The organism is Asaia siamensis (assembly GCF_014635085.1).
In the GTDB taxonomy this organism is placed as follows: Bacteria; Pseudomonadota; Alphaproteobacteria; order Acetobacterales; family Acetobacteraceae; genus Asaia; species Asaia siamensis.
Map to the genome: position 1 here is coordinate 470,683 of NZ_BMCH01000001.1, position 25,692 is coordinate 496,374.

Sequence of the window (25,692 nt, forward strand, 5' to 3'; positions counted from 1 at the left end):
ATAAAGGAATGATAAGATGAGTGGACACGATGTGACTTCAGCCCGCGTGGTCGTTCTGGAGGATGGCGAAGCCGTCGCCCAGAAGATGGCCCAGTGGCTGCTGGATCAGGCTCTGGCCAAGACCGACGGGCCTTTCGTCGTGGCGCTGTCGGGCGGCTCGACGCCCAAGCGTCTGTTCAAGATCATGGCTGAGCCGGCTTATGCCTCGAAATTCCCGTGGCGCCGGACCCATATTTTCTTCGGCGATGATCGTCATGTGCCCTTCACGCATGACGACAGCAATTATCGCATGACGGACGAGCTGCTGCTTGAGCATGTCGATCTACCTGCCGAAAATGCACACCCTATTCCTGCCGATGGTACGGCCGAGCAGGATGCGGTCTGGTATCAGAGCGCTCTGCAGGACCTGTATGGCAGCCATCATCTGACCCCGGGCAAGCCGCTTTTTGACGTCGTCATGCTGGGTATGGGCCCTGACGGGCATACCGCCTCGCTCTTCCCGCGTCAGCCGATCCTGCAGGAAAAGACGAAATGGGTCGCTGCCTGCACGCCAGATAACGCGCCTCATGACCGTGTTTCGCTGACCTATCCCGCCATCCATTCGAGCCGCAATGTCGTGTTCCTGATCGAGGGGGCAGGCAAGGCCGAGATGCTGGCACGGGTTCGCAGCGGCGATGAATCGCTTCCGGCATCGCATATCACCTCCGAAGGTGAGGTTGTGTTCCTGGTCGACAAGGCCGCTGCAGGAGAGCTTCAGAATGGTTGAGATCGCTCAAGACGCCGCTGCTCGCGTCGCAGAACTGAAACGTGAAGCTGCTACTCATGCCATTTCCTATATCCAGGATGGCATGGCTGTGGGCCTCGGGACGGGCAGCACGGCGAAATTCATGATCGATGCGCTCGGTGAGCGCGTCCGTCGTGAAGGGCTCAAGATACGCGCTATCCCGACATCGGAGGCCAGCGCGGCTCAGGCACAGAGCCTGAATATCCCCATCACGAATTTTGCTGATGATCCATATCTCGACGTCGCCATTGACGGCGCCGACGAGGTGCAGACGGGCTCGCTGTTCCTGATCAAGGGGCGGGGCGGCGCGCTGTTGCGTGAGAAGATCGTGGCCGTCTCGGCTCGCAAGTTCATTGTGATTGTCGATGAGAGCAAGATCGTCACCGATCTGGGCACGCATATGCCCGTGCCTGTCGAGATCATTCCCTGGGGTTGGGAGCGCGTCGAGAACCTGCTGCGCAAGACAGGCGCGAAAGCCTGCGTTCCGCGCCGTAATGCAGACGGCTCACTTTACATGACCGATAATCACAACATCATCATCGATTGTGATTACGAGTGCATCAAGGATCCGCGCGGTCTGGCAGACCACATCATCTCCATTACAGGTGTCGTGGACCACGGTCTTTTCCTTGATATCACCTCGGAAGTTCTGGTGGCCGGCGCGGCCGGTCTGCAAAGGCTGAAAGCATGAGCGGGGCGACAAATCAGGCCGGTCCCGGCCTCTACGTCGTCATGGGTGTCTCTGGCTGCGGCAAGACGACCGTGGCCCAGGGGCTTGCTCAGCATTTTGGTACGCCTTTCCAGGAAGGGGACGACCTGCATCCGGCGGCGAATGTCGCCAAGATGCATAGCGGTATTCCGCTCGACGATGCCGACCGGGCGCCCTGGCTTCAGATCTGTCATGAATGGCTGAAGATGCATGCGCAGACCGGGGGCGTACTGACCTGCTCGGCGCTCAAACGCAAATACCGTGATACGCTGCGCAACGGGCTTGATGTGACATTCGTCTATCTCGAGACGAGCGAACGCACGATTGCCGAGCGATTGAAGCAGCGTATCGGCCATTTCATGCCCCCAAGCCTCCTGCCAAGCCAGCTTGCAACACTGGAGCCGCCGGGCAAGGATGAGAATGTCATCACTGTGGACAGTGCTGGCACTCCGGAGATTGTAATGGGCAAGCTTCTGGCGTCGCTGAAAGCCCGTGGCGCCTGAATTTTGTCAGTGCAGGGATCGATTCATGAGCAGTTTATGGATCGATCCAATCGCCTGTGGGCGTCGGATTATCCCTTGTCGTCAACAGCTTATGCACAGGCTGATCCGCAGAGTTGTTCCTCGAATCTGGGGATAAGTTTCCTGTCTTGCGGCAGGCCTGAGGAACCGTGCGCTGTCGCGCGAACGCGTCATGCTGAGCGATACCTTCCCAAAAGGCCCCGGACGTGATCCTCTTTGCCTAATCTGGCAATTCGGAAAATCTGATGATGAAGCAAAAAATACGGTACAGCCTGCGGCGACTGGCGGGACCGGTTGTGCTTGGCGTTGTTCTGGCCAGTCTTGCGGGCTGCAAGCACAGGCATGGTGAAAACCGTCGCACAGAGATGAGCTACGGGTCATTCTCACTGCAACACGCGCCTTCTCCGATCCCCGCAGCGATGCGATTTTCCATGAGGGGTAAGGTCGGTCAGGGCAATATTGCTTATGAGCATAGCCTCGCCTTGCGTGTTTCGGCAGACAAGGTCGGCGCCCATCTGGCGACTTTGCGTGATTACTGTCTCGCGCAGCAGGGCTGTGAGCTGGTCTCGGCATCGGAAGATGCAGAAGACCAGAATGAGGGGAGTGAAAACCGTTCGGCGAGGCTCTCGGCGCGTTTGCCTCATGACAAGGTCGAGGCGTTTCTCAAAATTGCCGCGGCGCCTCTGGCAGGGGAAACCGCAGATGCTGTCGTCACCCAGAGCCTGCGCACCAGTGAGCGTGATCTCAATAGAGAAGTCACCGATGTCGATCGCCGTCTGGCCCAGATGACCGCCTATCGTGACCGTCTCGAGGTGCTTGAAGCCCAGAGTGCAGGCAAGACGGATGACCTCATCAAAGTGGCGAAAGAGCTTTCAGAGGCGCAGAGTACGCTGGAAAGCGCATTGAAAGAGAAAAAGGATCTCTCCCGTCAGGTGGATACGGAAGAGGTCAATGTCACCTATAGGTCTGCACATGAGAATCTAGGGCCCCTGCGTCAGCGCTGGAAAGATAGCGGTGCGCTTCTTAGTGAGACGCTGGCAGATCTGTGGGATTTCCTGATTCAGGCTGTGGTCTGGGCACCGCTGGTCGTCATCGGCCTGTTGATTGTCAGGCGCGCGATCCGTCACGGCTGGTTCAGTCGTAAATAGGGCGGTCCTGCTCAGGGTTTTGTGAGGCGGTGAACCTTGGCCGCCTCCATGCGTCATGAAAAGATGAGAGTGAATATTTTGTAATAGAAGAGAGGGCGCCCCTTGCAGCTTTCCACTGATCGAGACGCGCGGCCCGGTAAGAAGATTCATGGCCGGCCCATAGAGACGGATATTCCTGCGCGTCTCGACCGGCTGCCCTGGTCACGGTTCCACATGCTGATTGTTGTGGCGCTCGGCATCACCTGGATCCTCGACGGGCTTGAGGTCACCATTATCGGCTCGCTGGCGCCCTCGCTGCAGCGTGACGATACGCTTGGGCTGTCAGCCGATGGCATTGGCTTTGCGTCTTCCTCCTATGTCGCGGGGGCAGTGCTGGGGGCGCTTGTATTCGGCTGGATGACCGATCAGCTCGGGCGCAAGCAGATCTTCTTTCTCACTCTCGCTCTCTATGTCGTTGGTGTTGGCGCTTCGGCGCTCTCATGGAATCTGACCAGCTTCGCCGTGGCCCGCTTTCTGACTGGCATGGGTATCGGTGGCGAATACTCGGCGATCAATTCCGCAATTGACGAGCTTGTTCCGGCGCGACTACGCGGCCGTGTGGACGTGATGGTCAACGGGACATTCTGGGCTGGCGCTGCCTTTGGCGCCATCGGCTCGGTCTGGTTACTCAACTCTGCGATCATTCCAGTCTGGCTCGCATGGCGCGTGGCGTTCGCACTGGGGGCGCTCCTCGGTGTGGCGGTGCTTTTTCTCCGCACCTTCGTCCCTGAGAGCCCGCGCTGGCTGATGACCCATCGCCGCGTGGAAGAGGCCAATGCCATCGTCAGCCATGTGGAATCCCACTGTGTTGAGCCTGAAGGCGGTTGGGGGCAGAAGCTGCCAACCGTCCTTATCTACCCGGCAGGGGTATTCAGCCCGGCCGAAATGATCCGGATCATGGTGCAGCGCTATCGCGGACGCTCGCTCTATGTGCTGGTCCTGATGATCTCCCAAGCATTTCTTTATAACGCTGTGTTCTTTACCTATGGCATGGTGCTGACGAAATATCATGGCGTGTCACCGCGCGCAGTTGGCTGGTACATTCTGCCCCTCGCCATCGGCAATCTCTTCGGCCCGCTCATTCTGGCACGCTGGTTCGATACCTGGGGTCGCAGACGGATGATCGGATTGAGCTACGCCATTTCGGGCGTACTCATGATGGCTGTGGCCTATGCCATGGGCGTTCATGCCCTGACTGCCGCCAGTCAGACACTCTCCTGGTGCTGTATCTTCTTTTTCGCCTCGGCAGCGGCCTCGTCGGCCTATCTGACTGCAAGCGAGCTCTTTCCCCTCGAAATGCGGGCTTTTGCGATCGCGGTGTTCTATGCGGTCGGCACGCTTTTCGGCGGCGTTGCGGCACCCGTCATCTTCGGGCACCTGATCGGCACCGGACGGCTTTCCCTGCTTGTCATGGGCTATGTCGTCGCAGCGATCCTGATGCTGATTGCCAGCGCAGTGGCCTGGATCTGGGGCGTGGATGCCGAAAACCGCTCACTGGAAGAGGTCGCGCCACCGCTTTCCGAATATTATGCCCGGGAGGAGGAGCGCGCCGTCTGATTGCGGCCCGTTCTCCTCACTACTCCTTAGCCCGGATAGCCGATCAGCTCTGATAGAGCTCCAGGGGGAGACCGTCGGGATCGCTGAAGAAGGTGTAAAGCTTGCCGGTATAAGGGTCCGTTCGTACCGGCTCGCAGGTTACGTTATGGCGCTCGAGATGCTCGACCGCTTCCTGCATGTTATCGACACCAAATGCCAGATGACGCAGCCCGGCGGCCTCTGGCTGTGTCGGGCGTGAAGGCGGGGTTGGGAAGGAGAACAGCTCGATCTGCGTATCGCCGATGGCAATGTCGCATTTCCATGACTGCCTTTGGGCCCGCCAGACTTCACGTATGATGCTCAGCCCAAGGATCTCGGTGTAGAAGCTGCGGGATTTCTGATAATCGGATGTGATGATTGCGATGTGATGGACGCAGGTGAACATCGTCTGAGACCTATTGCTGACGGGCTTTGCGGCCATTGGACAATTCGGTGACGACACCATGCATGGTGCGCAGTTCCTGCTCTGTCACTTCACCACGCTGAAAGAGGTGGCGCAGATTGCGCACCATACCGGGGCGCTTCTGCTCATTGCGCAGAAAACCGCATTCATCCAGATCGCGTGTCAGATGACCGAGGAAGTTCTCAAGCTCGCCCTTTGTCGCCACGTGGGTTTCGTTCGTCATGAGCGTACGCGGCGGGGTGGTCTCGCAGGCCATCCACCACTCATACGCCATGATCAATACGGCCTGGGCGAGGTTCAGCGACATGAAATCAGGGTTGAGCGGATAGCGTATCAGTACATCGGCGCGCGCCATGTCCTCGTTATCGAGACCGGCGCGCTCGGGGCCGAAGAGCAATCCGGCTTTCAGCCCCCGATTGGCAATGGCGCGGAGTTCCGACGCTGCGCCACGGGCGGTCATGACAGTCTTTACGATGTGGCGCGGGCGCGGGCAGGTAGCCATGACGTGGTGCAGGTCTGCTACGGCCTCATCGACCGTATCGAAAACCTGCGCCGCATCGAGAATGCGATCGGCGCCTGATGACGCGTACCATGCGCGCTCCTGCGGCCATCCATCGCGCGGGGCGACCAGACGCAGATGAAACAACCCGCCATTGGCCATGGCGCGTGCTGTCGTACCGACATTTTCGGCCAGCTGCGGCCGGACGAGAATAACAACGGGGCTGAATTCCCCGATCGGCCCGATATCGGCGCCGCCGTCACGACCTGTCATGCGCGCCTCCATGTCGTGCCATTGGCAGTGTCTTCAAGAATGATTCCCTGTTCGGCAAGCTGGCTGCGGATACTGTCCGCAAGAGAAAAATCTCGCGCTTTTTTCGCGGCAACACGCTGGGTGATCAGCGCATCGATGGCAGTATCCTCGGAGCCCGAACGAAACCACTCATCCGGTGTGGCTTCCAGAAGGCCGATATGGGCACCGCAGGCCTTGAGAGAGGCAGAGGCTTCTGCATCACCACCAAGGGCTGCATCGGCAAGCGGATGGAGGCAGGCAAGGGCGAGGGGGGTGTTCATGTCATCGCACAGTGCCAGCATGAAGGCATCGGGTATTATTCCGGTGTCTGCTGGTGGGGTCTTTTCCAGGGCACGATAAAACCGGTCGAGAATGCGCTTGGCTTCCTCGAGTTTCTCCCAGGTAAAGTCGAGCACCGAACGATAATGCGTGCCCAGAATAAGCAGACGCAGAGCTTCTGCGGGTGCGCGCGTCAGAACCTCGCGAATGGAGAAGAAATTGCCCAGTGATTTGGACATTTTCTCGCCATTGGAGAGCAGCATGGCGTTGTGCAGCCAGTAGCGTGCGAAGCTGCTGCCGGGGTGGCAGCATAGCGACTGGGCGCGTTCGTTTTCGTGGTGTGGGAACATCAGATCGTCGCCGCCGCCATGAATGTCGAAGCTCTCGCCGAGATAGCGATGCGACATGGCCGAGCACTCGATATGCCAACCCGGTCGGCCACGCCCATACGGGCTGTCCCAGCCAGGCTGATCGGGTGTCGAGGGCTTCCACAGGACGAAATCGCCTGGATGGCGCTTGTAGGGAGCCACCTCGACGCGTGCGCCTGCCAGAAGATCGTCAGGGCTGCGGCCGGAGAGGCTGCCATAGCTGGCGCAGCGATCAACGGCAAAGAGCACATGCCCTTCGGCCTCATAGGCATGACCATTGGCGACAAGCTGGGCGATCATGCTTAACATGTCATCGATATGATGCGTGGCGCGCGGTTCGATATCGGGCGGCAGAATGCCGAGGGCCGCCACGTCTTCATGAAAGGCGATGGTGGTGCGTGCCGTCAGGCTTGCAATATCTTCACCATTCTGTTGCGCACGCGCAGTAATCTTGTCGTCCACATCGGTGATGTTGCGCACGAAAGTAACCGTCGGATAGAGCCGACGCAGCAGACGAACGAGGATGTCGGCGCTGAGCATGGCGCGCAGATTGCCGATATGCACGGCATCATACACTGTGGGCCCACAGTAATAGACGCGCACATTGGCAGGATCCAGCGGCACGAAAACCTGTTTCTGCCGGGTCTGGCTGTCATGAAGGGACAGGGAATAGGAAGGGCTGGCCATGATCCAGAGTAGATGCGTCAGCCCTGCGCCTAGCGCAACTCTATTTTACGGCTTTGAACGCTGGTTTTCTGCCCCTCGTGGTATAAGCAGAACAATATGACAGAACTTCGCTCTTCCATCACGGTGCCGCATTGGGGCCAGCATTTGCGCGCGCTGGTCAAAATAGCCGCGCCGCTCAGTTTTTCGCAGCTGAGCGAGATGGCCATGAATGTGACCGATACGGTGCTGCTGGGCAGTCTCGGTGCGACGGCGCTTGCTGTTGGGGGCATGACCACCAATCTTTTCTTCTGCACCTTCATCACGTTTCAGGCGGCCCTTGGGGGGGGCAGCATCCTGATCTCCCGGGCGAGGGGACGGGCCTTTGCTGCGCAGAACACGCTGGAAGATCTTTCGGGAATCGTCTCTTCAGGCGTGGTCCTCGCGTTGCTGCTCTGCCTTCCTGTGCTGGTGATACTTCTGCCTGCAGGCTCTCTGTTGGCATTTTTCAATGAGCCGTCGCAGATCGTCACCCAGGGCAGCCGCTTCATGCATTTGCTGCTCTGGGCGCTGCTCCCCAATCTGGTCATCATCGGCCTGTTGCGCATCATTCTGCCTGCCTTCGGAAGCGAGCGGCTGCTTTTATGGACCATGCCGGGCATGGCCGTCATGAATGGCTTCCTCAATGCCGGGTTGATCCATGGTCGCTTCGGACTGCCGGAGATGGGGCTATGGGGCTCGGCTTGCGCCACGATCGTGACAGGATGGTCCATTGCGCTGCTTCTGGTGGTGCTGGCCCGTCGGCAGGCCCATCTGAAGCGCCATCTGCGCGTAGCGCGCCCTGACCCGCGTGCGATGGGCGAGATGCTGCGTCTGGGGCTGCCCATGATGGGGGCAACCGGCGCAGAGTTGCTGGCTTTCCAGATGACGGGGCTGCATGCGGGGGCCCTGGGGGCGGTCTCTTCTGCCGCGCATCAGATCGCGCTGAGCGTCACAAGTACAGCTTTTATGATCAGCCTCGCCGTTTCACAGGCGGTCAATATCCGTGTTGCCTATTGGCTGGGCGCCGGCTCACCCCGTGCCGCCTTGCGCTCGACGCTCGGTGCTCTTTTTCTGGTGCTGCTCTGGACCAGCTTCACAGCGACCGTGCTGCTCGTCTTTCCTGAATATATTGCCGGGTTCTATCTGCGCTCGGGAAGCGCAGATGCGGCCCAGGTCATGCCGATTGCGGTGTCGCTGCTGAAGATTGCCGGTATTTTCCAGATTCTGGATGGCGTGCAGTGCGTTTGCGCCGGTGCCCTGCGTGGCTGTCACGACACATTCATGCCGATGGTGCTGATGGTACTGACCTACGTACCTGTCTCGATTTTCGGTGGCGACTGGCTTGCCTTCAAGGGGGGATACGGCGCGATCGGTCTGTGGATCGGTCTTGCGACGGGGCTCGGTATCCTGGCGTTTCTGCTGTCGATACGTCTCGCCGTCACGTTCAGGCGCAAACTCGGCTCTGGCGAGCCCGTTCCGGGGGAAGGGCTCGCAGATCCGGCGTGAAGGGTATGATTCAGGCCTCGGGAATACGGATGGTCTGTCCGGGATAGACACCCTCACTATGGGCGAGTTCGTCCTTGTTTGCCTCGTGCAGATCCTGCGCCGTGACGTCGGCATCCGTCTTTTCCGCGATGGCGGCCAGCGTCTCGCCCGGCTTGACCTGATGGAAGACCGGCTCGGGTGTTCCTTCCGGTACCGTGATATCGGCGTGGACGGTATCGATACCGGCGATGTTGCCCGCGGCAAGAATGATGGCGTCACGCTCGGCAGCACTTTCGGCCTTGGCTTTGACCGCCACCGTCGTGTCTCTTACCGTGATATGCGATACGGAAAGCTGTGAAAGCCCGTACTGCTTGAAGGCGCGCTTGATCAGGCTCTCATGGGGCGCACGCGGCGCCGGTGCCCCTGCGGGATTGATCGCCTCGATCTCCGCCTTGTCATTAAGCTTGCGACCCGCCGCCCGGTTGAATTTGAAAATAGCCATGAGAAGGCTCCCTTTTTCTTCGTCCTGCGCAGATGACTCGCTGCCGCAGGCTATGCCCATCGTATTTCTGCTGACGTATCAGTCCAGTGATTGTTCCCTCACTGACCCGATTTGCCCTGGTGAGGTATCCTACTGTGGGGTCGATTTAGATTGACAGCGTGGCGGGGGTCCTATACCTGCCGCCGCTATTGCCGGGAACGTGGACATGCCGGCCGTTACCAGACCGGGATCTGCATCCCGAGGTTGCGGTTCGAGGAATGCGCCCGTCTTTCCTAATTCGGGGGAAGGCCTACCGGCGCAACATGCGGTTGCCACGCAGCATAGGGCAGCCCGAAGTCGAAGCGAGTTCTTGCACATGAGCAAGCGCCAAGAGAGCAAGTATAAAATCAATCGCCGTCTGGGCGTAAACCTGTGGGGCCGCGCCAAGTCGCCGGTCAACAAGCGGGAATACGGCCCTGGTCAGCATGGCCAGCGCCGCAAGCAGAAGCCCTCCGACTTCTCGATCCAGCTGATGGCCAAGCAGAAGCTCAAGGGCTACTACGGCAACATCAGCGAGAAGCAGTTCCGCAAGTATTATGATGAGGCCGTGCGTCGCAAGGGCGATACGTCGGAGAACCTGATCGACCTGCTGGAGCGTCGCCTGGATGCGGTGATCTACCGCCTCAAGTTCGCGATCACCCCGTTTGCTGCCCGTCAGTTCGTGAGCCACGGCCACGTGACGGTCAATGGCCGCAAAGTGAACATCCCTTCGTATCTGGTTCGCGATGGCGACGTGATCGAAGTGCGCGAAAAGTCCAAGCAGCTTGCTGTTGTTCTTGACGCCGCCCAGTCCGCTGAGCGTGACGTGCCGGAATACATCGAGGTCGATCATCGCCAGATGAAGGGCAAGTTCGTTCGCAGCCCGCGTCTGTCCGATGTGCCGTACCCCGTGCAGATGGAACCGAACCTCGTGGTCGAGTTCTACTCGCGCTAAACGCCGGTTTTTCTACCGGGTGTTTCTGGCCAATGCCGGATCGGGTTCACCCCCGGTCCGGCATTTGTCGTTTCAGGTAATTGCCGTTTTACCGAAGGTCTTTTTCGATGTCCGAAGCCGCGTCCGCCCCCGTTTCTGCCACCGGCCTTGCCAGCGAGATCCGGCGTCGCCGGACCTTCGCCATCATTTCGCATCCTGACGCCGGCAAGACGACCCTGACAGAGCGCATCCTGCGCGCTGGTGGTGCCATCCAGCTCGCGGGCAATGTGCGCGCCAAGGGTGAACGCCGCCGCACCAAATCCGACTGGATGGGTATCGAGCGCGATCGCGGCATTTCGGTCGTTACCTCGGTCATGACCTTCGAATATGGCGGCTGCGTTTTCAATCTGCTCGATACGCCGGGCCATGAAGACTTCTCCGAAGACACCTATCGTACCCTTACGGCTGTTGACTGCGCCGTGATGGTCATCGACGCTGCCAAGGGTATCGAGGATCGCACACGCAAGCTGTTCGAGATCTGTCGCCTGCGCGATATTCCCATCGTGACCTTCATCAACAAGATGGATCGTGAGGCGCAGGATTGCTTCGGCCTGCTGGACGAGATTGCCTCGACACTGGCGCTCGATACATCTCCGGCGACCTGGCCTATCGGACGCGCCGGGCATTTCGCTGGCACGTATGACATGCGCACACGTGAGATACGCGGTGAAGCGGTCGATCTGCCCCAGTCGGATGCCCGCATGGTCGCGCTCTCGGAGGAGCTGGAACTGGCTGAAGCGGCTCTGCCGCTCTTTGATCGTGAGTCTTTTGACGCCGGTCATCTGACGCCGGTATTTTTCGGCAGTGCGATGAAGGAGATTGGCGTTACCGATCTTCTCGACGCACTGGTGGCTTATGGCCCCGAGCCACGTGCGCAACCCAGCGAGACGCGAGAAGTAAAGGCCGATGAAGAGCAGGTAACGGCACTGATCTTCAAGATTCAGGCCAATATGGACCCGAACCATCGTGACCGCATGGCTTTTGCCCGTATCTGTTCTGGCAAGCTGACGCGTGGCATGCGTCTGAAGCATGTCCGTACAGGAAAGCAGTTTGCTCTGCACACCCCGCAATTCTTCTTTGCGCGTGACCGACAGCTTGCCGAGGAGGCTTTCGCGGGTGACGTGGTGGGACTTCCCAACCATGGGACCCTGCGTATTGGGGACACACTCTCAGAGAGTGAAGAACTGCGCTTCACAGGCGTGCCGCATTTTGCGCCTGAAATCCTGCGGCGTGTGCGGCTGGACGATGCCATGAAAGCCAAGAAGCTGCGTCAGGCTCTGGTCGAACTGGCGGAAGAGGGGGTTGTGCAGCTTTTCCGTCCACAGGACGGGTTGCCGCCGATTGTCGGCGTCGTGGGCACCCTGCAGCTTGATGTGCTGCAGTCGCGTCTGCAGGGAGAGTACGGGGTTGCTATCGGTTTTGAGTCGACGCCCTATACGATTGCCCGGTGGGTAACGGGTGAGCGCGCCAAGATCGAGGCGTTCTCCATGGTCAATCGCTCGGCCATGGCTGACGATCTGGATGGCGATCCCGTGTTTCTCGCCAGTTCGAATTTCATGATGCGCCGCACGGTCGAAATGAATACCGATCTCGGTTTTCACGATATCAAACAGATCGGCCTGAGCGTCTGATCCTGATCTCAGAACTGGGAAAGAGCCCCGGAATTACCGGGGCTTTTTTTTGCGCTGCGCCTAGGTGAAGAAGGCTCCTATCGGTCAGTCAGTATGGTTTTCCAGTCTGCAGGCCAAAGAGCGAGCCTCGAGACCGATGGTGGACAGACGCCCCTCACATCATGAGCAAGGCGATCGTGCCTAGAGCAATCAACCCGCCGAGAATGGCCCCCATGGTGAGGCCTATGCCTTCCTGACGATGATCCATTGAGGAACGGTGCAGGTTCGGCGCATCGCTGAAATGAGAAATCTGGGTCATGGCAAACTCCCTTTTCCGGGATTGATGACACGACTCTCTTATAACGGATTACACGCACGTAATGTGTTGTGCTGATTGCATGGCAGATAGGCAAAGAAAAAGGCCCTTGGCATGACTGCCAAGGGCCTTTGTTCCTGAACCAACCTGAAAGCCGCCTGAGCAGCGATCAGATCAGGCCAAAATCAGCGCAGGATGATTTCGACGCGACGGTTCTGCGGCTCGCGGGTGTTCGGACCCGTCGGGACCAGCGGATGCTGCTCACCATAGCCGTGGATGTCGATCGCAGCGGCAGGAACGCCGTCACGGATCAGCTCAGCCTTGACCGACTGCGCACGACGGACCGAGAGGCCCTGGTTGTACTTCTGGCCGCGAGCACCGGGGTGTGCAGCAGAGTTGTCGGTGTAGCCGTTGACTTCGATGCGCGTCGTCTGGACGTGCGTGGAAGCCTGAGCTGCCTGGGCAACGATCTCACGAGCGCGACCCGTCAGGTTCGACTTGTCCCAATCGAAGAAGACCAGGTAGGTGCGGGCCGGCTGCACTGCCGGCGGAACGACGACCGGAGCCGGCGGCGGCGGCGGGGGAGCCGTGTCGAATGCATAACGCAGGCCGACGATGAACTGGTGCTGGAAGCGGTCACCGAAGTTCACGTTACCCTTGTGCACGCCCGTACGGTTCCACGAGGTGGAGCGGTATGCGCCATCCGTGAAGGTCTGGCCGATCATGCGGTATTCACCGGTGAGGGCGAGGCCCGGAACGCCCGGGATGTCATAGGCTGCACCGACGATGCCCTGGTAGGCGAAGCCACCCTGCGTGCCGCCAACGCGGTTGGTCGCGCCGTTGGTGTAGGACGTGGTGATCGGGTTGTAGTGCTGCCACAGGTAGCCTGCACCGACACCAACGAACGGCGTGACCGGCAGGTTGATGCCGAACTGAGCCAGATCGATGTCATACAGAACGTTGACGAAGCCGCCATAGGACTGGTCGGAACCGCTGGTCGAACCAGGCGTACCCGTCGGGTTGCGGTGGTTGATCTGCGAGTAGTTGTAAACGCCTTCGACTTCAGCGCGCAGGCCGTTGCCGAAGCCCCAGCCGAACGAACCGAAGCTCGTGAAGCCGTCCTTGTGACGGAACTTGGAGCTGGAGCCGTTATCGCTGGTCGTGCCGTCAGCCTGCGTCGTCGGGGAGAAGTGCGCGTGCTGGGTCTGAGCCAGGTTATAGCCACCGCCGATATTGACATACGGGCCGGTGATGGTGCTCGCCATGGCGATCGTCGGGGCGGCTGCCATCGACGTCATGGCCAGAAGTGCCGTGCGGAGACGCATTAGTTTCGTCCTCATAAATTCATCCATTCAAGCCTGCCTCGTTGCCCCCGAAGAGGCGAAGCAACAACAAGCTCAGCGCGATGCATAAGTGCGTATAGAGCCGTCAGTTCCGGTTCAGGAAGTGAGTTCCATAGGTATTTGACGATTAGACGAAATAGCCGTGTCCAAACTGCAACACTTCATTCCGTCCGATTAACAATTTCTTATGCAGTGCCTCGTTCTAACGGGGTTTTTTCTGATTCGTGTCATCAACGGATCGTGAGGTGACTGACTGATTCGTAAGGAAAATCGCGAAACAGGTCCGGTTCCGTTACTCCCGGCATCCGGCTTGCACCAAAACGTCACGCACCGTGTCCATTTCAACATCGCGACTGGTAAATGCCTTGCCGATTCCGCGCATCAGCACGAATGACAGCCGTCCGTCCTGAACCTTTTTGTCACGTGCCATCGAAGCAATGAGTTCTTCCGCGCTTAGTGTCTCGTCGAGCCAGTCGAGGCCGGCGGGCATGCCCAGACCGCGCAGATGGGCATCCAGACGCTGCATGTCACTTTCCGGACAGTGACCAAGCGCCACTGAAAGAGCAGCGGCCAGGTGAAGGCCTATTGAAACCCCCTCACCATGAAGAAGGCGGCCGTCATACTTGTAATGGGCCTCAAGGGCGTGGCCGAAAGAGTGGCCCAGATTGAGCAGGGCGCGTCCATCCTGGGCTGCAGTTTCTTTTTCGTCCTCCATGACGACACGCGCCTTGAAACTGCAGGCGCGCTGCACGGCCTCGGCAAGTGCTGCAGGGTCGCCATCCAAGATATCGGCCCCATGGGTCTCGCACCAGGCAAACAGTTCAGGGTCGGCAATAAGCCCGGCCTTGACGATTTCGGCATAGCCCGCGACCCGTTCGCGTCGTGAGAGGGTTGCCAGCGCAGAGCTGTCAGCCAGTACGATCTGTGGCTGATAGAAGGCGCCAACGAGATTTTTGCCTGCGCGAGCGTTTAGCCCCGTCTTGCCGCCAACGGAACTATCGACCTGCGACAGAAGGGTGGTCGGAATCTGGACGAAAGGGACACCGCGCAGAATGCTTGAAGCAACGAAACCGGAGAGATCGCCAACCACACCGCCGCCGAGGCCGATGACTGCCGTGCGGCGTTCCATGCCGTGGTCGAGAATGTCGTTGATGAGCTGCGCATAACGCGTGAGCGACTTCGATTCCTCACCCACTGGCACGACAAAGGATTTTGCCTCGATGCCGGTTTCGGCGAGCGCCGCCATCAATCGGGGAAGATGCAGCACGGCAACATTTTCGTCTGTCACCACAACAGCGCGCTTCTGCGGCAGGATCGGTGCCAGGTAAGCGCCCGCGCGGCTGATCAGATCCGACCCGATGAGCACTTCATAATGATGGGATTCCAGCGTGACTGGCACCTTGAGGGGATGCGCATAGGAATCAAGGGCTTCGATTATACGTTGGGCGCCGTGATCGACGCTGTCATCTCCACAATCCACGATGATATCGGCCTCTGCATAAATAGGGTGACGCTGTGCCTGAAGCGTCGCCAGAGTTGTCTCCACATTGCCCTTGTCGAGAAGGGGGCGCCCGGTGCGTCCTGAAACGCGCTTGACCAGAATGGGCAGGGGGCAGCGCAACCAGATCGAGCGGGCGTGTTTTTTAACGAGTCCACGCGTCTGGGCGTCAATGAAGGCGCCACCGCCCGTCGCCAGCACCTTGGGCGCACCTTGCAACAGGCGCTGGATCACCCGTCGCTCGCCATCGCGGAAAGCAGGTTCACCATGGCGCGCGAAAATTTCAGCAATCGTGCACCCCGCAGCCCGTTCGATTTCGTGATCGGCATCGACAAAATCGAGACCGAGTCGAGAGGCGAGGCGCCGACCGATTGTCGTCTTTCCTGCCCCCATCAACCCGACAAGAACAATAATTCCGTGCGAGGAGGCGGTCAGGGAGGAGACCGATCCCGGGACGGGATCAGGCAGGTCGGTCATCGTTCGGTTTCGATCAGAAAAAAAGGTGGGGCGTGACATTCATGCAAGGCTAACATACAGGAAAGCCGCTCGCCACCGACCTGACCCTGTGTGGGTTGCGCGACGTGTCGAAAATCCCGTTTTCGCGCCTATGTTCAGGAGCCCTCATGTCTACGTTGAGCTTTCCGAGGATCGCCCTCGCCCTTCTCGTTCTGCTCGTTCTGGGTCTGGGCGGCGCCTTTCTGAAGCTGGGCATGAACCCGCCGCTGCCGGTTCAGACGATCGTGCATAAAGAGCTTCCAGGTACACAATTCGCGGTGACACAGACACAGGCGATGCCCCAGGCTGGCCAGCCGCTGCCTGCCATGCCCGAGCCGGTCGCCGCGCCGACGCTCCAGCACTGAAGCCCCGCTCTCATACGAAACGGGAGAGCGCCTTGCCGCCAGCGGCCGAGGCCTTTCTCGAAATGCTTCTCGCAGAGCGCAACGCCGCTTCGCGTACGCGTCAGGCCTATGCGGCGGATCTGGAAGATTTCGTGGCCTTTCTGCGTCATGCCTCACCGGGTGGCGCCCTTCTGAATGCCGATCGTGCGGCGATAGCGGCCTATGCGGCTGTGCAGGGCAAGGCGGGGCTTTCGTCCCGCACCACGGCGCGTCGGCTCTCCTGCCTCAGGCAGTTCTTTCGCTTTGCGTTGAGGGAGGGGTGGTGTGTTGTCGACCCCACCGAGACAGTCGCCATGCCACGGCACAAGAGTGCCTTGCCCAGATTGCTCTCGCAAAATCAGGTGACAGCCCTGATCGATCTGGGCTGCAACGGACATGACGATCCGAGGCGTGACCTTGTGAGCCGCGCCGCGCTTGAACTGCTCTATACAACCGGGCTGCGCATTTCCGAGCTACTCGGCTTGCCGGGGAGGGTGTTCATGCGCGACGCCCCCATGGTGCTGATCAGAGGCAAAGGGGGGCGTGAACGGCTCATTCCTGTGTCTCATGCGGCACGAGAGGCTGCGCTCGCCCTGCTGCATCACGACCGGGACATCGACAGCCCTTATCTCTTCCCCGGGCGAAACCCTTCAAAGCCCCTGACACGTCAGGGATTCGACAAGATTCTTCTGCAGGTTGCGCTCAGGGCTGGCATTGACCCCGATCTGGTCTCGCCGCATGTGCTCCGTCATTCCTTTGCGACCCATCTGCTCGAGCGCGGCGCCGATCTGCGGGCGCTGCAGATGCTGCTCGGTCATGCCGATATCGGCACGACCCAGATCTATACCCATGTGATGCAGGAACGGCTCAGGCAGGTGCTTACCCAGCATCATCCGCTCTCTGATGAGACGGTCTCGTGACGCAACGGATTGTTGTCGGGATGGAAGCCGTGCTATCGGCGGGTCATGCGTCAGTATCTCGATTTCGAAAAGCCGGTTGCCGAGCTTGAAAACAAGATTGCCGAACTTCGTCAGATGGCGAAGGACGGCGAAGGCATCAACATTGCCGACGAAATCGGCAAGCTCTCCGACAAGGCGGAAAAGCAGCTTCGGGCAGCTTATACCAAGCTGACGCCTTGGCAGAAGGTGATGGTCGCGCGTCATGCGCAGCGTCCTCGCGCCCTCGATTACTTTAAGGGGCTGCTTGAGGAATATACGCCGCTTGCCGGTGATCGCCTCGGCCATGACGATCAGGCCATCGTCGGCGGTCTGGCCCGTTTCCGCGGTCAGGCCGTGATGGTGATCGGCACCGAACGTGGCTTCGACATGGAGTCGCGCCTGCGTCACAATTTTGGCATGCCCAAGCCTGAAGGCTATCGCAAGGCACAGCGCCTTGTCGAAATGGCCGGACGTTTCGGGCTGCCGATTCTGACCTTTATCGACACGTCTGGCGCCTGGCCGGGTATCGATGCCGAAGAGCGCGGTCAGGCCCAGGCGATTGCCCGTTCGACCGATTGCTGTCTGCGTGCCCCTGTGCCGCTTATTGCCATCATCATCGGTGAAGGTGGTTCCGGCGGTGCTGTGGCTCTGGGCGCGGGCGATCGCGTGCTCATGCTCGAGCATTCGATCTATTCGGTCATTGCCCCTGAAGGTGCAGCGTCGATTCTCTGGCGCGACCCGAAGCAGGCTTCGACTGCTGCCGAGGCCCTCAAGCTGACGGCTCAGGATCTGCTGAAGCTGCGTCTTATCGACCGGATCATCCCCGAGCCGATCGGCGGTGCCCAGCGCTTCCCGGATGAGGCAATTGCGTCGGTGGGTGATGCTATCGGCGATATGCTTGGCGAGCTTCTGCCGTTTGAAAGCGAAAACCTGGTTGCCAAACGTCGCGAGAAGTTTCTCGCCATGGGGCGCGAGGCGCTCTAGGCGCGCGCGAGCGAAGCAATCCACGCATTAAGATAAAGCATACAGACGCCCGACCGAGAGGTCGGGCGTTTTGTCGTTTCAGGGGGCGGGTTCACCGGGGATCGGAGTGACGCCCAGCGATTCGATCAGCGCCTTGATACTCTCACCGGCGGCTTCGACTTTTTCCTTGTCATATCCCTTGGCCACAAGAGACACGCCCCTGCGCCCGTCGGGTCTTTCGAAAGGATAGGAGCCGAGATCGAGCTCGGGGAAATCGTGCTGTATGGCTTCCAGCCCCTCGGCCAGCGTCCCCTCGCGCAGATCGGCATGCCAGGCGACCGAGCAGAGCGGCGCGCCACCTTCTAGTGTGGGGAGCAACGCGGTGAACATCGATTGCATGATCGAGGGGACACCGGCCATGACATGAACATTGGCGATGCTGAAGCCCGGTGCGATCGACACCGTATTGCGTATCGGAACGGCCCCTCGTGGCAGCCACGCCATACGCTGGCGGGCCTTGTTGAATTTCTCCTTGCCGAGATAGGCCTCGAGTTCACGATAGCTTTCTTCATGGCATTCGAGCGGAACGCCGACGGCCTCAGCGACGCATCCGGCCGTGATGTCGTCATGGGTCGGGCCGATGCCCCCCGTCGTGAAGACGTGATCGAACTGGACGCGACAAGTCGCAACAGTTTCGACGATTTTTCTGGCTTTATCGGGGATGACGCGCACTTCCTCAAGGGCGATCCCGGCCTGAGCGAGGCCGGTTGCTATAAAGCGGATATTGGCGTCCTGCGTGCGGCCTGAGAGAATCTCGTTGCCGATAACCAGGAGGCAGGCGGTAGGAGTCATGACTGGGTCCCTCTGAGTGACGAGGAATGGAAACATCGACAACCATACAGTGTTGTTTTGCGTTAAACCTCGAGTAATCGATGACTTTTTCGCGGGAGAACAGAAATGGCCGAACCCAATGTCGAGGCTTGCGCGTCATGCGCTTACGACGTGCGTGCCGAACTCGGTGAAGGCCCCGTCTGGATCTCCGGCGAAAACGCCGTGTATTTCGTCGATATCAACGACTGTAAGGTGCATCGGTTCAGCCCGGCTCAGGGCGAGGCCTGTCATTGGGCAGCGCCGGGCAAGGTTGCGTTTCTCATGCCGGTTGATGATGGCAGCTTTCTCGCGGGGCTCCCGGACGGGCTCTATCGCTTCGACCCTACAGACGGAAGCTTTGTGAAAGCACTGGAGGTCGAGGCTGAATTGCCAGGCAATCGTCTGAACGATGGCTGCGTCGATCTGCACGGGCGAGGCTGGTTCGGGACGATGGATGATTCTGAAGAGGCGCCCTTAGGCTCGCTTTACAGCGTGACGCATGAGGTTGGCGGATTCGTGCTCAGAAAACACGATACGGGCTATGTGGTATCGAATGGCCCCACCGTCTCACCTGACGGCAAGCATCTCTACGCCTGCGATACGCCGAATGGCGTCATCTATCGCTTCGATATCACGGACGAGGGTGAGCTTGAGAACAAGCAGGTCTTCCTTCGTCTTCCCGAAGAGGAAGGTTATCCCGATGGCGTAGTGGCCGATTGCGAGGGGAATGTGTGGTGCTCGACATGGAGCGGAGGGCATGTGCGCTGTTTCACACCGGAAGGTGCAGAGCGTTTCTCCATCCGTATTCCCGCAGCCAATGTGACAAAGGTCTGTTTTGGTGGCGATGATCGCAAGACAGCTTATGTGACGACTGCCCGCAAGGATGTTTCAGAAGAGGCGCTTGCTGCCCAGCCGCAATCGGGCAGCCTTTTCACCTTCCGTTCTGACAAGGCGGGCTTGCCGCAGCATCGTATCGCCCTGTCAGCCTAGAATAAGTTCCTTGAGCAAAGGAATGAGTGGCCGGTCAGGAGCTGGCATCGGGTAGGCATCAAGCTGGTCTGCGGTAACCCAGGCCAGCGCCTGTCCTTCTTTGCCGACGGGCTGGCCACGCCAGCGTCGGCACACGTAGAGTGGCATAAGGAGATGGCGCGAGCCAATATTCTCCGAGACGAAGGTGAAAGGCGCAAGGCAGCCAGACGCGATGTCGATGCCGAGTTCTTCATGCATTTCACGAATCAGCGCCTGTTCCGGTGCCTCATGCGGCTCGACCTTTCCGCCGGGAAACTCCCAGAGCCCCGCAAGGGGTTTGCCCGGTGGGCGTTGCGCCAGAAGGATGCGACCTTCGCCGTCTATCAGGACGCCAGCAACGACAAGCAGAATGCGTGAGGCAGCTTTATCGGTCCGGGTAGTATCCATACTGGTGTCGCGTTCCCTGCAATAGGTCAGTACGGGATATGGATCCGGGCCCCGTGAAAGAAATGGCACATGCGTCGTGCCAGAGCGCTGGAAATCCATCTTTTCCAGCAAGGCGATTGATGCCAGATTGTCGTCAGCGACATCCGCTAGGATACGGGAGATGGGCAGGGTCTCGAAGGCCCATTCCACAACCGGGCGCACGCAGGCTGTTGCGACGCCTTTCTGCCAATAGGGGCGCCCGACCCAGTAGCCGATCTTGGCGCCCTGATTGGGATGGCCAAGAGAGAGGCCGATGCAGCCAATCAGCATTTCGCCCTCGCAGATCGCGAAATGCCAAGCTGTGCCCGCTGTCTGGCGATCAATCGTGCTTAGAATCCATTGATCGGCCAACTCCCTCGGGTAGGGAAAAGGGAGGTGGCTGAGCATGCGCACCACGCTCCAGTCATTGACCAGACGATGCACCGCTGCACCGTCACCAGTGCAGAGGGGGCGAAGCGTATAGGGGGCGACGTCGAGCGAAAGACTCATTCGGAGCGTCACTCCGCTGCTGCGCTGTCCGGCTGGATGCCCGCGCGCCGCAGAAGGTCGCGCAGTGCATTGATGACCGGAAAGACTTCCTGATTGCGGTCACCGCCCAGTTCGCGCCAGGCATTCTGTTCGAGTTCCACAATTTCGCGGTCTTCGGCGAAGATGCGGTTCGTGAAGCCGACCAGAAGCGGCCAGGCAAGTTCGAGCGCTCCCTTCAGCTTCGGGCGACGAATCGAGAGCAGGCCGAATACGCGGCAGGTGAGGTGATCCTCATCCTGGGGCACGTAGACGATCCAGAGATCCATGACCGGCGGCTCGTCTTCGGTGCGGATATGCAGTGTCTGGTAGGGGTAGACGGTCCGGATGGTCATGACATCGCGGTGGGCGAATTTGGCACTCGCATCACGACGCTCGCCGAAGATCAGCGCCTCACCCCAGGGTTGCTTGCCGCCAACACGCGCAAAGCTGTAGCGCGCCTCAACCATGCGGGGTTCGTTTTCGCCGCCCAGATAGCGGGGCTTCATCTTGCCCATCTGCTTCGAGTGCATGAACTGATGATTCATATCCATCAGATTCTCATGCATGAAGCTGTAATGGCATTTCACCTTCTCGCCGAAGCGCCGTGTCTTGTAAGCCGGATCGGCCACTGAACCGAGCTTGGGGAAGGGGGTGGTCTCTGCTTTTTCGGCATCGCCGGGGAAGACGAAAATCAGCCCCTCGACTTCACGGCAGGGATAGGTGCGCACGCCATTGGGCAGTTTGCCCTTGCCGAGATAGGGCACGTCGATGCAGCGTCCCGAGCGGCCATAGGCCCAGCCATGATAGCAGCACTGCACGGCCTCGCCTTCGACGCGACCCTTGCTGAGTGGCACCTGACGGTGGGCGCAGCGATCTTCAAGCGCGAAAACACTGCCTTCCTGCGGGCGGACGAGGGCAATGGGCTGACCCGCAAAGCGGGTGGCGATGGTCTTGCCCTTCTTGAGTTCATGTGACCAGGCGACAGGGTACCAGTAATTCGGATCGCATTTGACCCGCCTCAGATCGACCGTGTCCTTGCCAAGGCGCATGGCGTCCGAACAGCGTTGTTCGGCCAGTTTGTGGGGGGCGGTGTCGAGAGTAAGGCTTTCCGTCATGGGTATTCCTGTCGTGACCTCCTCCTGACCGGTGACTTCAGAAGGACATGCCCTCGAAAGTCTGGGTCCTGAGATTGAGCATGATGATGCGCAGCCAGACACTAGCAGGCTTGTCGTATAGGGGAACAGCGCCTTTCTGGCGCAGGTCGTGCGAGGGTAAGTTTCATGCGTGCGTCGAGATTCGAGAGAAAGAATCTTGCGTTTTCGAGGCGTTTTGCGCTGGCCTTGTGCAACAAACTGTGTTTTTTTTGTCGCATTCAATCCGATACCGAAAGAAAAATCCTTTCCGCTGTTGTAACGATTTTTCATTACTGCATAGACTGTCTCCTGTTGAAGTTCCCATGGAGAGACAGCTCGAACGATGTTCACAAAACGAAGAATACTTGCGGCAGCGACCCTTCTCTCCTTTCCTTTCGGGTTCACCTATGCTCAGGCTGCCACCCAGCCAGCTGCACAGACCGCGCCCAAAGCGAAAAAAGCCGCCTCTGTCCATAGCAGGACGTCGATCGGCTCGACGCAGGCGCTTGCCTCCGTCCCTAAAATCCGCACGCGCAAGGCCCGCGATGCGAGCGGCGACAGCGGTGAATCTGTCATTGTGACCGGCACGCACGCCTTCAATCGCAAGGCGCGTGACAGCGCGGTGCCGGTAACAGTCGTTTCATCGGCGACCCTGCGTCGTTCCGGTCAGCTCAATCTTGCAGACGCCATCACCCGCGTTGATCCGTCCATCACGGTTACGGCCAATGGTGCCGATGCCGGTGCGTTGACCTCAGCCATCCGTATGCGTGGTCTCAACCCGAACGAAGTGCTGGTGCTCGTCGACGGCAAGCGTCGTAACACGACTGCCAATATCTATGCCGATAACGGTCCGCAGCAGGGCTCGACGCCCGTCGATCTGAACATGATCCCGGCAGGGGCCATCGATCACATCGAAATCCTGCGTGATGGCGCGGCCGCGCTTTATGGCTCGGATGCCATTGCGGGCGTCGTGAACATCATCACCAAGAAGACCAGTCATGGCATCAATACTGTCGCCCAGACCGGCGCCAATGCCTATAATGGCGATGGCTGGCAGTATCTGATTGGCGCCGATGGCGGCCTTAAATGGGGTAATGACGGCTTCGTCCATCTGAGTGGTCAGGTCTATCACACCGATCACTGGGTCTCGAATCTCAAAAGCACCAACGATCATCGCTGGACCCCGACCTCAAGCTGGCCCGCAAACTCCAACAAGATCCTCTCCAACCCCGAGGAAACCCGCGAAAACCTCTCCATCGAATGGGGTAAGGGCATCACCGAGGGCATCGAGACCTATGGTCTGATCACCTATGCCCATCGTCACTCCGAGGCCTACGAGAACTACCGTACCCCCACCGTCGCACCGAGCGCCTTTCCTTACGGGTTCTCGCCGCTCGAGACCATTGAAGAGAATGATTTTCAGGCGAATCTCGGCATCAAGGGCGATAATCTTTTCGGCTTCAGCTGGGATCTGAGCACGCTCTACGGTCAGGATGACGACGATATCGGGAACAAGAACACCTTCAACCCGAATTACTACAAGGCGTATGGCTTCTCGCCTACCACCGTGCGCGCGCAGAGCTATTCACTTGCGCAGTGGACCAGCAATTTTGACGCGCGACGCAATTTCCGCATTGCCGATGTCGTGCCGATGACGTTGGCATTTGGTGCGGAGCATCGTCTGGAGATGTACAAGATCAAGGCGGGCGAGCCGGCTTCGTATGAGCTGGGCGGTACGCAGGGCTTCGCCGGTCTGACACCTCAGAACGCGGGCCAGTGGCAGCGTAATATCTGGGCAGGCTATCTGGATGGCGATTTCCACCCACTGCCGCATTGGGATCTCGATTTCGCCGGACGCTTCGAGCACTACACCGATATGGGTAACACCGAAAACGGCAAGGTTACGACGCGCTATGACATCACCAGCAAGCTGGCGATCCGAGGCACGATCAGCAACGGTTTCCGTGCGCCGACCATGCCCGAGCAATATTACTCGGCGCTTAACGTGTCGCCGACCGGTGCTTCGGGGCTGCTCCAGACGGTTGGCGCTGCTGGCAAGACCATTGGTGCGCAACGTCTGAAGCCTGAGAGATCGACCAGCGCTGAAGGTGGCATCATCGCCGAGCCGCTTAAGGACTGGCACGTCTCGGTTGACGTCTATCAGATCAACATCCGTGACAGAATCATTGGCTCGGCGACAGTCAATGGTCAGCAGGCGCTTGATGCTATCGCTCTAACGGGCGTGAACCTGCCGAGCGGGATTGAACTGGACAACGTGACCGCCAATTACTTCGCAAACGTGGCCAGCACGCGTACGCAGGGTCTCGACCTGCAATCCGATTACCTGTTGCATCTGCATCGCTTTGGCACGCTCAACCTGAGCGCAATGCTCAACCTTAATCGGACCCGCATCAGCCATATCAACACCAATGCGTTTGGCGACCCCGCGGCCAATGCGCAGACGGTGGGCTACCTCACCACGGGTTCACCGCGCAGCAAGCTGATCCTGAATGCGTACTGGACATATCACCAGTGGGATGTGAACCTGCGTCAGACCCGCTATGGCGAGACGAAGTCGCTGCTCACCTATGAAGATCTGGCGCCGACTGCAATCAAGTATTCCAACACCGAATGGGCCGAGTTCAAGAATACCCCGGCATGGCTGACCGATCTTGAAGTGGGGTATCGCTTCACCGAACATTGGCACTTCGCTATTGGTGCCAACAACATCTTCAACCAGCGTCCGCGTCACGTGAATCCGATCACCAACTATCTGGGACCGAAGATCTACGACACCGATTCCTCCGGTATTCCGATCTACGGCGCCTATTACTACGGTCGCCTGAACGCGACCTTCTGATCCGTGCCTGACATGCGGGGCCCACTGACCGGACCCCGTATGACGCTATCGTTTCAGAATACTTTTCCAGGCCTGACTGACATTTTGTCAGTCAGGTTTTTTTGTCTGCCATGCTTCAGCCGAGCGTCGCACTCAAATGATCAATGAACTGGGCGGCGACACGCCCCGAGCGACCACCGCGCTCCATGGCCCATTCGAGCGCATGACGGTGCAGGGTCTCTTTCGAGATTTCCAGCTTGCGGTGCGTCGCATAGCCATCGACGATGGCCAGATAGGTTTCCTGGTTGCAGCCATGAACGCCGATCCAGAGGCCGAAGCGGTCTGAGAGCGAGACCTTCTCTTCGACCGCTTCCTGAGGATTGATGGCGCTGCCGCTCTCGTTTTCCACCATGTCGCGCGGCATCAGATGGCGACGGTTCGACGTGGCGTAGAACAGCACATTCTCCGGTCGGCCCATGATGCCGCCATCGAGCACCGATTTGAGCGATTTATAGTCTGCATCCTGTGTCTCAAAGGAGAGATCGTCACAGAACACGATGCAGCGTCTTGGCTGGGCACGCAGGATATCGAGAAGGCGGGGCAGGGTGGAGAGGTCGTCGCGCTGTATTTCGATCAGCACGAGAGCATGAGGAAGATCGCGATTGGCCTCGGCAAAGCAGGCCTTGACCAATGAGGATTTCCCCATTCCGCGCGCGCCCCAGAGCATGACATTATTGCCGCTGCGACCTTGGGCGAAATGACGTGTGTTTTCCAGCACGAGGCGCGTCTGGCGGTCTATGCCGCGCAGCAGGGACAGATCGACGCCCTGAACGCGGGCTACGGCGCGCAGTGTCGCAGAGCTTCCCTGCCACATGAAGGCATCGCTGTCTTCGAGTGTTGCCGGGCTGGCCGGAGCGGGTGAGAGGCGCTCGAGCGCACTGGCAATGCGTTCGAGTTTTTCGATCAGAACGGCGTCCATGGGTATGTCCCTTGCTCCGTGG

At 59.2% G+C, this 25,692-nt stretch carries 24 protein-coding genes; 13 read left to right on the forward strand and 11 right to left on the reverse strand.

Features of this window, described 5'->3' with window-relative positions; genetic code table 11:
* Nucleotides 1-16 precede the first annotated feature (16 nt).
* The 5 genes from pgl (at nucleotide 17) to IEV53_RS01960 (ending at nucleotide 4,758) form a co-directional block, all read left to right on the forward strand.
* Complete coding sequence (pgl, locus tag IEV53_RS01940) at nucleotides 17-766, forward strand: 6-phosphogluconolactonase (RefSeq protein WP_188425063.1); 750 nt, start codon at nucleotides 17-19, stop codon at nucleotides 764-766.
* Nucleotides 759-1,475: a ribose-5-phosphate isomerase RpiA gene (gene rpiA, locus IEV53_RS01945; RefSeq protein ID WP_188425066.1), complete on the forward strand. Its 717-nt coding sequence runs from the start codon at nucleotides 759-761 to the stop codon at nucleotides 1,473-1,475. Before pgl ends, rpiA begins: the two co-directional genes overlap by 8 nt.
* Nucleotides 1,472-1,996: a gluconokinase gene (locus IEV53_RS01950; protein WP_188425068.1), complete on the forward strand. Its 525-nt coding sequence runs from the start codon at nucleotides 1,472-1,474 to the stop codon at nucleotides 1,994-1,996. Before rpiA ends, IEV53_RS01950 begins: the two co-directional genes overlap by 4 nt.
* Before the next feature lie 263 nt (nucleotides 1,997-2,259).
* Complete coding sequence (locus IEV53_RS01955) at nucleotides 2,260-3,162, forward strand: DUF4349 domain-containing protein (RefSeq protein ID WP_188425070.1); 903 nt, start codon at nucleotides 2,260-2,262, stop codon at nucleotides 3,160-3,162.
* 213 nt (nucleotides 3,163-3,375) lie between these two features.
* Nucleotides 3,376-4,758 carry an MFS transporter gene (locus IEV53_RS01960; protein ID WP_188425394.1) on the forward strand — a complete coding sequence of 461 codons (1,383 nt, stop codon included), beginning with the start codon at nucleotides 3,376-3,378 and terminating at the stop codon, nucleotides 4,756-4,758.
* Between the two features lie 43 nt (nucleotides 4,759-4,801).
* Here the strand turns inward: IEV53_RS01960 and gloA2 are convergent, their stop codons facing one another.
* The 3 genes from gloA2 to cysS are packed head-to-tail and all read right to left on the reverse strand — an operon-like array spanning nucleotide 4,802 to nucleotide 7,324.
* Nucleotides 4,802-5,182, reverse strand: coding sequence for an SMU1112c/YaeR family gloxylase I-like metalloprotein (gene gloA2, locus IEV53_RS01965; RefSeq protein ID WP_188425072.1), 381 nt, complete (start codon nucleotides 5,180-5,182; stop codon nucleotides 4,802-4,804).
* Between the two features lie 10 nt (nucleotides 5,183-5,192).
* Complete coding sequence (locus IEV53_RS01970) at nucleotides 5,193-5,972, reverse strand: RNA methyltransferase (RefSeq protein ID WP_229719482.1); 780 nt, start codon at nucleotides 5,970-5,972, stop codon at nucleotides 5,193-5,195.
* On the reverse strand, nucleotides 5,969-7,324 hold the full coding sequence (cysS, locus tag IEV53_RS01975; protein ID WP_188425076.1) for a cysteine--tRNA ligase: 1,356 nt from the start codon (nucleotides 7,322-7,324) through the stop codon (nucleotides 5,969-5,971). The genes IEV53_RS01970 and cysS overlap by 4 nt, the downstream gene beginning before the upstream one ends.
* Nucleotides 7,325-7,420: 96 nt before the next feature.
* On the opposite strand from cysS, the gene IEV53_RS01980 reads away from it, so the two are divergent.
* Nucleotides 7,421-8,848 carry an MATE family efflux transporter gene (locus IEV53_RS01980; RefSeq protein ID WP_188425079.1) on the forward strand — a complete coding sequence of 476 codons (1,428 nt, stop codon included), beginning with the start codon at nucleotides 7,421-7,423 and terminating at the stop codon, nucleotides 8,846-8,848.
* Nucleotides 8,849-8,858: 10 nt separating this feature from the next.
* Here the strand turns inward: IEV53_RS01980 and IEV53_RS01985 are convergent, their stop codons facing one another.
* Complete coding sequence (locus IEV53_RS01985; protein WP_188425081.1) at nucleotides 8,859-9,329, reverse strand: LysM peptidoglycan-binding domain-containing protein; 471 nt, start codon at nucleotides 9,327-9,329, stop codon at nucleotides 8,859-8,861.
* 355 nt (nucleotides 9,330-9,684) lie between these two features.
* Here IEV53_RS01985 and rpsD point away from each other — a divergent pair, with 355 nt between their 5' ends.
* Nucleotides 9,685-10,302 (forward strand): 30S ribosomal protein S4, encoded by a 618-nt coding sequence (gene rpsD / locus IEV53_RS01990; protein ID WP_023978552.1) that lies wholly within the window; start codon nucleotides 9,685-9,687, stop codon nucleotides 10,300-10,302.
* 107 nt (nucleotides 10,303-10,409) lie between these two features.
* Nucleotides 10,410-11,972 carry a peptide chain release factor 3 gene (locus IEV53_RS01995; protein ID WP_188425083.1) on the forward strand — a complete coding sequence of 521 codons (1,563 nt, stop codon included), beginning with the start codon at nucleotides 10,410-10,412 and terminating at the stop codon, nucleotides 11,970-11,972.
* 154 nt (nucleotides 11,973-12,126) lie between these two features.
* Here IEV53_RS01995 and IEV53_RS02000 read toward each other — a convergent pair whose 3' ends face one another.
* The 3 genes from IEV53_RS02000 to aroB all read right to left on the reverse strand — a co-directional run bounded on the left by IEV53_RS02000 (nucleotide 12,127) and on the right by aroB (nucleotide 15,585).
* The gene (locus IEV53_RS02000) at nucleotides 12,127-12,270 is read right to left on the reverse strand and encodes a hypothetical protein (RefSeq protein WP_188425085.1); all 144 of its coding nucleotides are present in this window, start codon (nucleotides 12,268-12,270) and stop codon (nucleotides 12,127-12,129) included.
* A gap of 182 nt (nucleotides 12,271-12,452) precedes the next feature.
* On the reverse strand, nucleotides 12,453-13,592 hold the full coding sequence (locus IEV53_RS02005) for an OmpA family protein (RefSeq protein WP_188425087.1): 1,140 nt from the start codon (nucleotides 13,590-13,592) through the stop codon (nucleotides 12,453-12,455).
* Between the two features lie 310 nt (nucleotides 13,593-13,902).
* Nucleotides 13,903-15,585 (reverse strand): 3-dehydroquinate synthase, encoded by a 1,683-nt coding sequence (gene aroB / locus IEV53_RS02010; RefSeq protein WP_188425089.1) that lies wholly within the window; start codon nucleotides 15,583-15,585, stop codon nucleotides 13,903-13,905.
* Between the two features lie 146 nt (nucleotides 15,586-15,731).
* Between aroB and IEV53_RS02015 the strand changes: the two genes are divergently transcribed.
* The 3 genes from IEV53_RS02015 to IEV53_RS02025 are packed head-to-tail and all read left to right on the forward strand — an operon-like array spanning nucleotide 15,732 to nucleotide 17,908.
* The gene (locus IEV53_RS02015; RefSeq protein WP_188425091.1) at nucleotides 15,732-15,968 is read left to right on the forward strand and encodes a hypothetical protein; all 237 of its coding nucleotides are present in this window, start codon (nucleotides 15,732-15,734) and stop codon (nucleotides 15,966-15,968) included.
* A 32-nt stretch (nucleotides 15,969-16,000) separates the two neighbouring features.
* A complete protein-coding gene (locus IEV53_RS02020) occupies nucleotides 16,001-16,906 on the forward strand; it encodes a tyrosine recombinase (protein ID WP_188425093.1) in 906 nt (301 codons plus the stop codon).
* A gap of 45 nt (nucleotides 16,907-16,951) precedes the next feature.
* A complete protein-coding gene (locus tag IEV53_RS02025; protein ID WP_188425095.1) occupies nucleotides 16,952-17,908 on the forward strand; it encodes an acetyl-CoA carboxylase carboxyltransferase subunit alpha in 957 nt (318 codons plus the stop codon).
* Nucleotides 17,909-17,986: 78 nt separating this feature from the next.
* Here IEV53_RS02025 and IEV53_RS02030 read toward each other — a convergent pair whose 3' ends face one another.
* Nucleotides 17,987-18,739 carry a competence/damage-inducible protein A gene (locus IEV53_RS02030; protein ID WP_188425097.1) on the reverse strand — a complete coding sequence of 251 codons (753 nt, stop codon included), beginning with the start codon at nucleotides 18,737-18,739 and terminating at the stop codon, nucleotides 17,987-17,989.
* Between the two features lie 105 nt (nucleotides 18,740-18,844).
* Here IEV53_RS02030 and IEV53_RS02035 point away from each other — a divergent pair, with 105 nt between their 5' ends.
* On the forward strand, nucleotides 18,845-19,747 hold the full coding sequence (locus IEV53_RS02035; protein WP_188425099.1) for an SMP-30/gluconolactonase/LRE family protein: 903 nt from the start codon (nucleotides 18,845-18,847) through the stop codon (nucleotides 19,745-19,747).
* Here the strand turns inward: IEV53_RS02035 and IEV53_RS02040 are convergent.
* Together IEV53_RS02040 and IEV53_RS02045 are read right to left on the reverse strand one after the other, a co-directional pair.
* A complete protein-coding gene (locus IEV53_RS02040) occupies nucleotides 19,739-20,701 on the reverse strand; it encodes a bifunctional GNAT family N-acetyltransferase/(deoxy)nucleoside triphosphate pyrophosphohydrolase (protein WP_188425101.1) in 963 nt (320 codons plus the stop codon). The genes IEV53_RS02035 and IEV53_RS02040 overlap by 9 nt on opposite strands.
* A gap of 8 nt (nucleotides 20,702-20,709) precedes the next feature.
* On the reverse strand, nucleotides 20,710-21,768 hold the full coding sequence (locus tag IEV53_RS02045; protein WP_371869820.1) for a Rieske 2Fe-2S domain-containing protein: 1,059 nt from the start codon (nucleotides 21,766-21,768) through the stop codon (nucleotides 20,710-20,712).
* A gap of 427 nt (nucleotides 21,769-22,195) precedes the next feature.
* Here IEV53_RS02045 and IEV53_RS02050 point away from each other — a divergent pair, with 427 nt between their 5' ends.
* Nucleotides 22,196-24,712, forward strand: coding sequence for a TonB-dependent receptor plug domain-containing protein (locus tag IEV53_RS02050; RefSeq protein WP_188425105.1), 2,517 nt, complete (start codon nucleotides 22,196-22,198; stop codon nucleotides 24,710-24,712).
* A gap of 115 nt (nucleotides 24,713-24,827) precedes the next feature.
* Here IEV53_RS02050 and IEV53_RS02055 read toward each other — a convergent pair whose 3' ends face one another.
* Entirely contained in the window at nucleotides 24,828-25,670 is an 843-nt protein-coding gene (locus IEV53_RS02055; protein WP_188425106.1) for an ATP-binding protein, read from the reverse strand.
* Nucleotides 25,671-25,692 lie beyond the last annotated feature (22 nt).

Excerpts from the sequence above, each read along its gene's own strand:
- pgl (WP_188425063.1), top strand. The coding sequence starts at position 17 with ATGAGTGGACACGATGTGACTTCAGCCCGCGTGGTCGTTCTGGAGGAT.
- rpiA (WP_188425066.1), top strand. The coding sequence starts at position 759 with ATGGTTGAGATCGCTCAAGACGCCGCTGCTCGCGTCGCAGAACTGAAA.
- IEV53_RS01950 (WP_188425068.1), top strand. The coding sequence starts at position 1,472 with ATGAGCGGGGCGACAAATCAGGCCGGTCCCGGCCTCTACGTCGTCATG.
- IEV53_RS01955 (WP_188425070.1), top strand. The coding sequence starts at position 2,260 with ATGATGAAGCAAAAAATACGGTACAGCCTGCGGCGACTGGCGGGACCG.
- IEV53_RS01960 (WP_188425394.1), top strand. The coding sequence starts at position 3,376 with ATGCTGATTGTTGTGGCGCTCGGCATCACCTGGATCCTCGACGGGCTT.
- gloA2 (WP_188425072.1), bottom strand. The coding sequence starts at position 5,182 with ATGTTCACCTGCGTCCATCACATCGCAATCATCACATCCGATTATCAG.
- IEV53_RS01970 (WP_229719482.1), bottom strand. The coding sequence starts at position 5,972 with ATGACAGGTCGTGACGGCGGCGCCGATATCGGGCCGATCGGGGAATTC.
- cysS (WP_188425076.1), bottom strand. The coding sequence starts at position 7,324 with ATGGCCAGCCCTTCCTATTCCCTGTCCCTTCATGACAGCCAGACCCGG.
- IEV53_RS01980 (WP_188425079.1), top strand. The coding sequence starts at position 7,421 with ATGACAGAACTTCGCTCTTCCATCACGGTGCCGCATTGGGGCCAGCAT.
- IEV53_RS01985 (WP_188425081.1), bottom strand. The coding sequence starts at position 9,329 with ATGGCTATTTTCAAATTCAACCGGGCGGCGGGTCGCAAGCTTAATGAC.
- rpsD (WP_023978552.1), top strand. The coding sequence starts at position 9,685 with ATGAGCAAGCGCCAAGAGAGCAAGTATAAAATCAATCGCCGTCTGGGC.
- IEV53_RS01995 (WP_188425083.1), top strand. The coding sequence starts at position 10,410 with ATGTCCGAAGCCGCGTCCGCCCCCGTTTCTGCCACCGGCCTTGCCAGC.
- IEV53_RS02000 (WP_188425085.1), bottom strand. The coding sequence starts at position 12,270 with ATGACCCAGATTTCTCATTTCAGCGATGCGCCGAACCTGCACCGTTCC.
- IEV53_RS02005 (WP_188425087.1), bottom strand. The coding sequence starts at position 13,592 with ATGCGTCTCCGCACGGCACTTCTGGCCATGACGTCGATGGCAGCCGCC.
- aroB (WP_188425089.1), bottom strand. The coding sequence starts at position 15,585 with ATGACCGACCTGCCTGATCCCGTCCCGGGATCGGTCTCCTCCCTGACC.
- IEV53_RS02015 (WP_188425091.1), top strand. The coding sequence starts at position 15,732 with ATGTCTACGTTGAGCTTTCCGAGGATCGCCCTCGCCCTTCTCGTTCTG.
- IEV53_RS02025 (WP_188425095.1), top strand. The coding sequence starts at position 16,952 with ATGCGTCAGTATCTCGATTTCGAAAAGCCGGTTGCCGAGCTTGAAAAC.
- IEV53_RS02030 (WP_188425097.1), bottom strand. The coding sequence starts at position 18,739 with ATGACTCCTACCGCCTGCCTCCTGGTTATCGGCAACGAGATTCTCTCA.
- IEV53_RS02035 (WP_188425099.1), top strand. The coding sequence starts at position 18,845 with ATGGCCGAACCCAATGTCGAGGCTTGCGCGTCATGCGCTTACGACGTG.
- IEV53_RS02040 (WP_188425101.1), bottom strand. The coding sequence starts at position 20,701 with ATGAGTCTTTCGCTCGACGTCGCCCCCTATACGCTTCGCCCCCTCTGC.
- IEV53_RS02045 (WP_371869820.1), bottom strand. The coding sequence starts at position 21,768 with ATGCGCCTTGGCAAGGACACGGTCGATCTGAGGCGGGTCAAATGCGAT.
- IEV53_RS02050 (WP_188425105.1), top strand. The coding sequence starts at position 22,196 with ATGTTCACAAAACGAAGAATACTTGCGGCAGCGACCCTTCTCTCCTTT.
- IEV53_RS02055 (WP_188425106.1), bottom strand. The coding sequence starts at position 25,670 with ATGGACGCCGTTCTGATCGAAAAACTCGAACGCATTGCCAGTGCGCTC.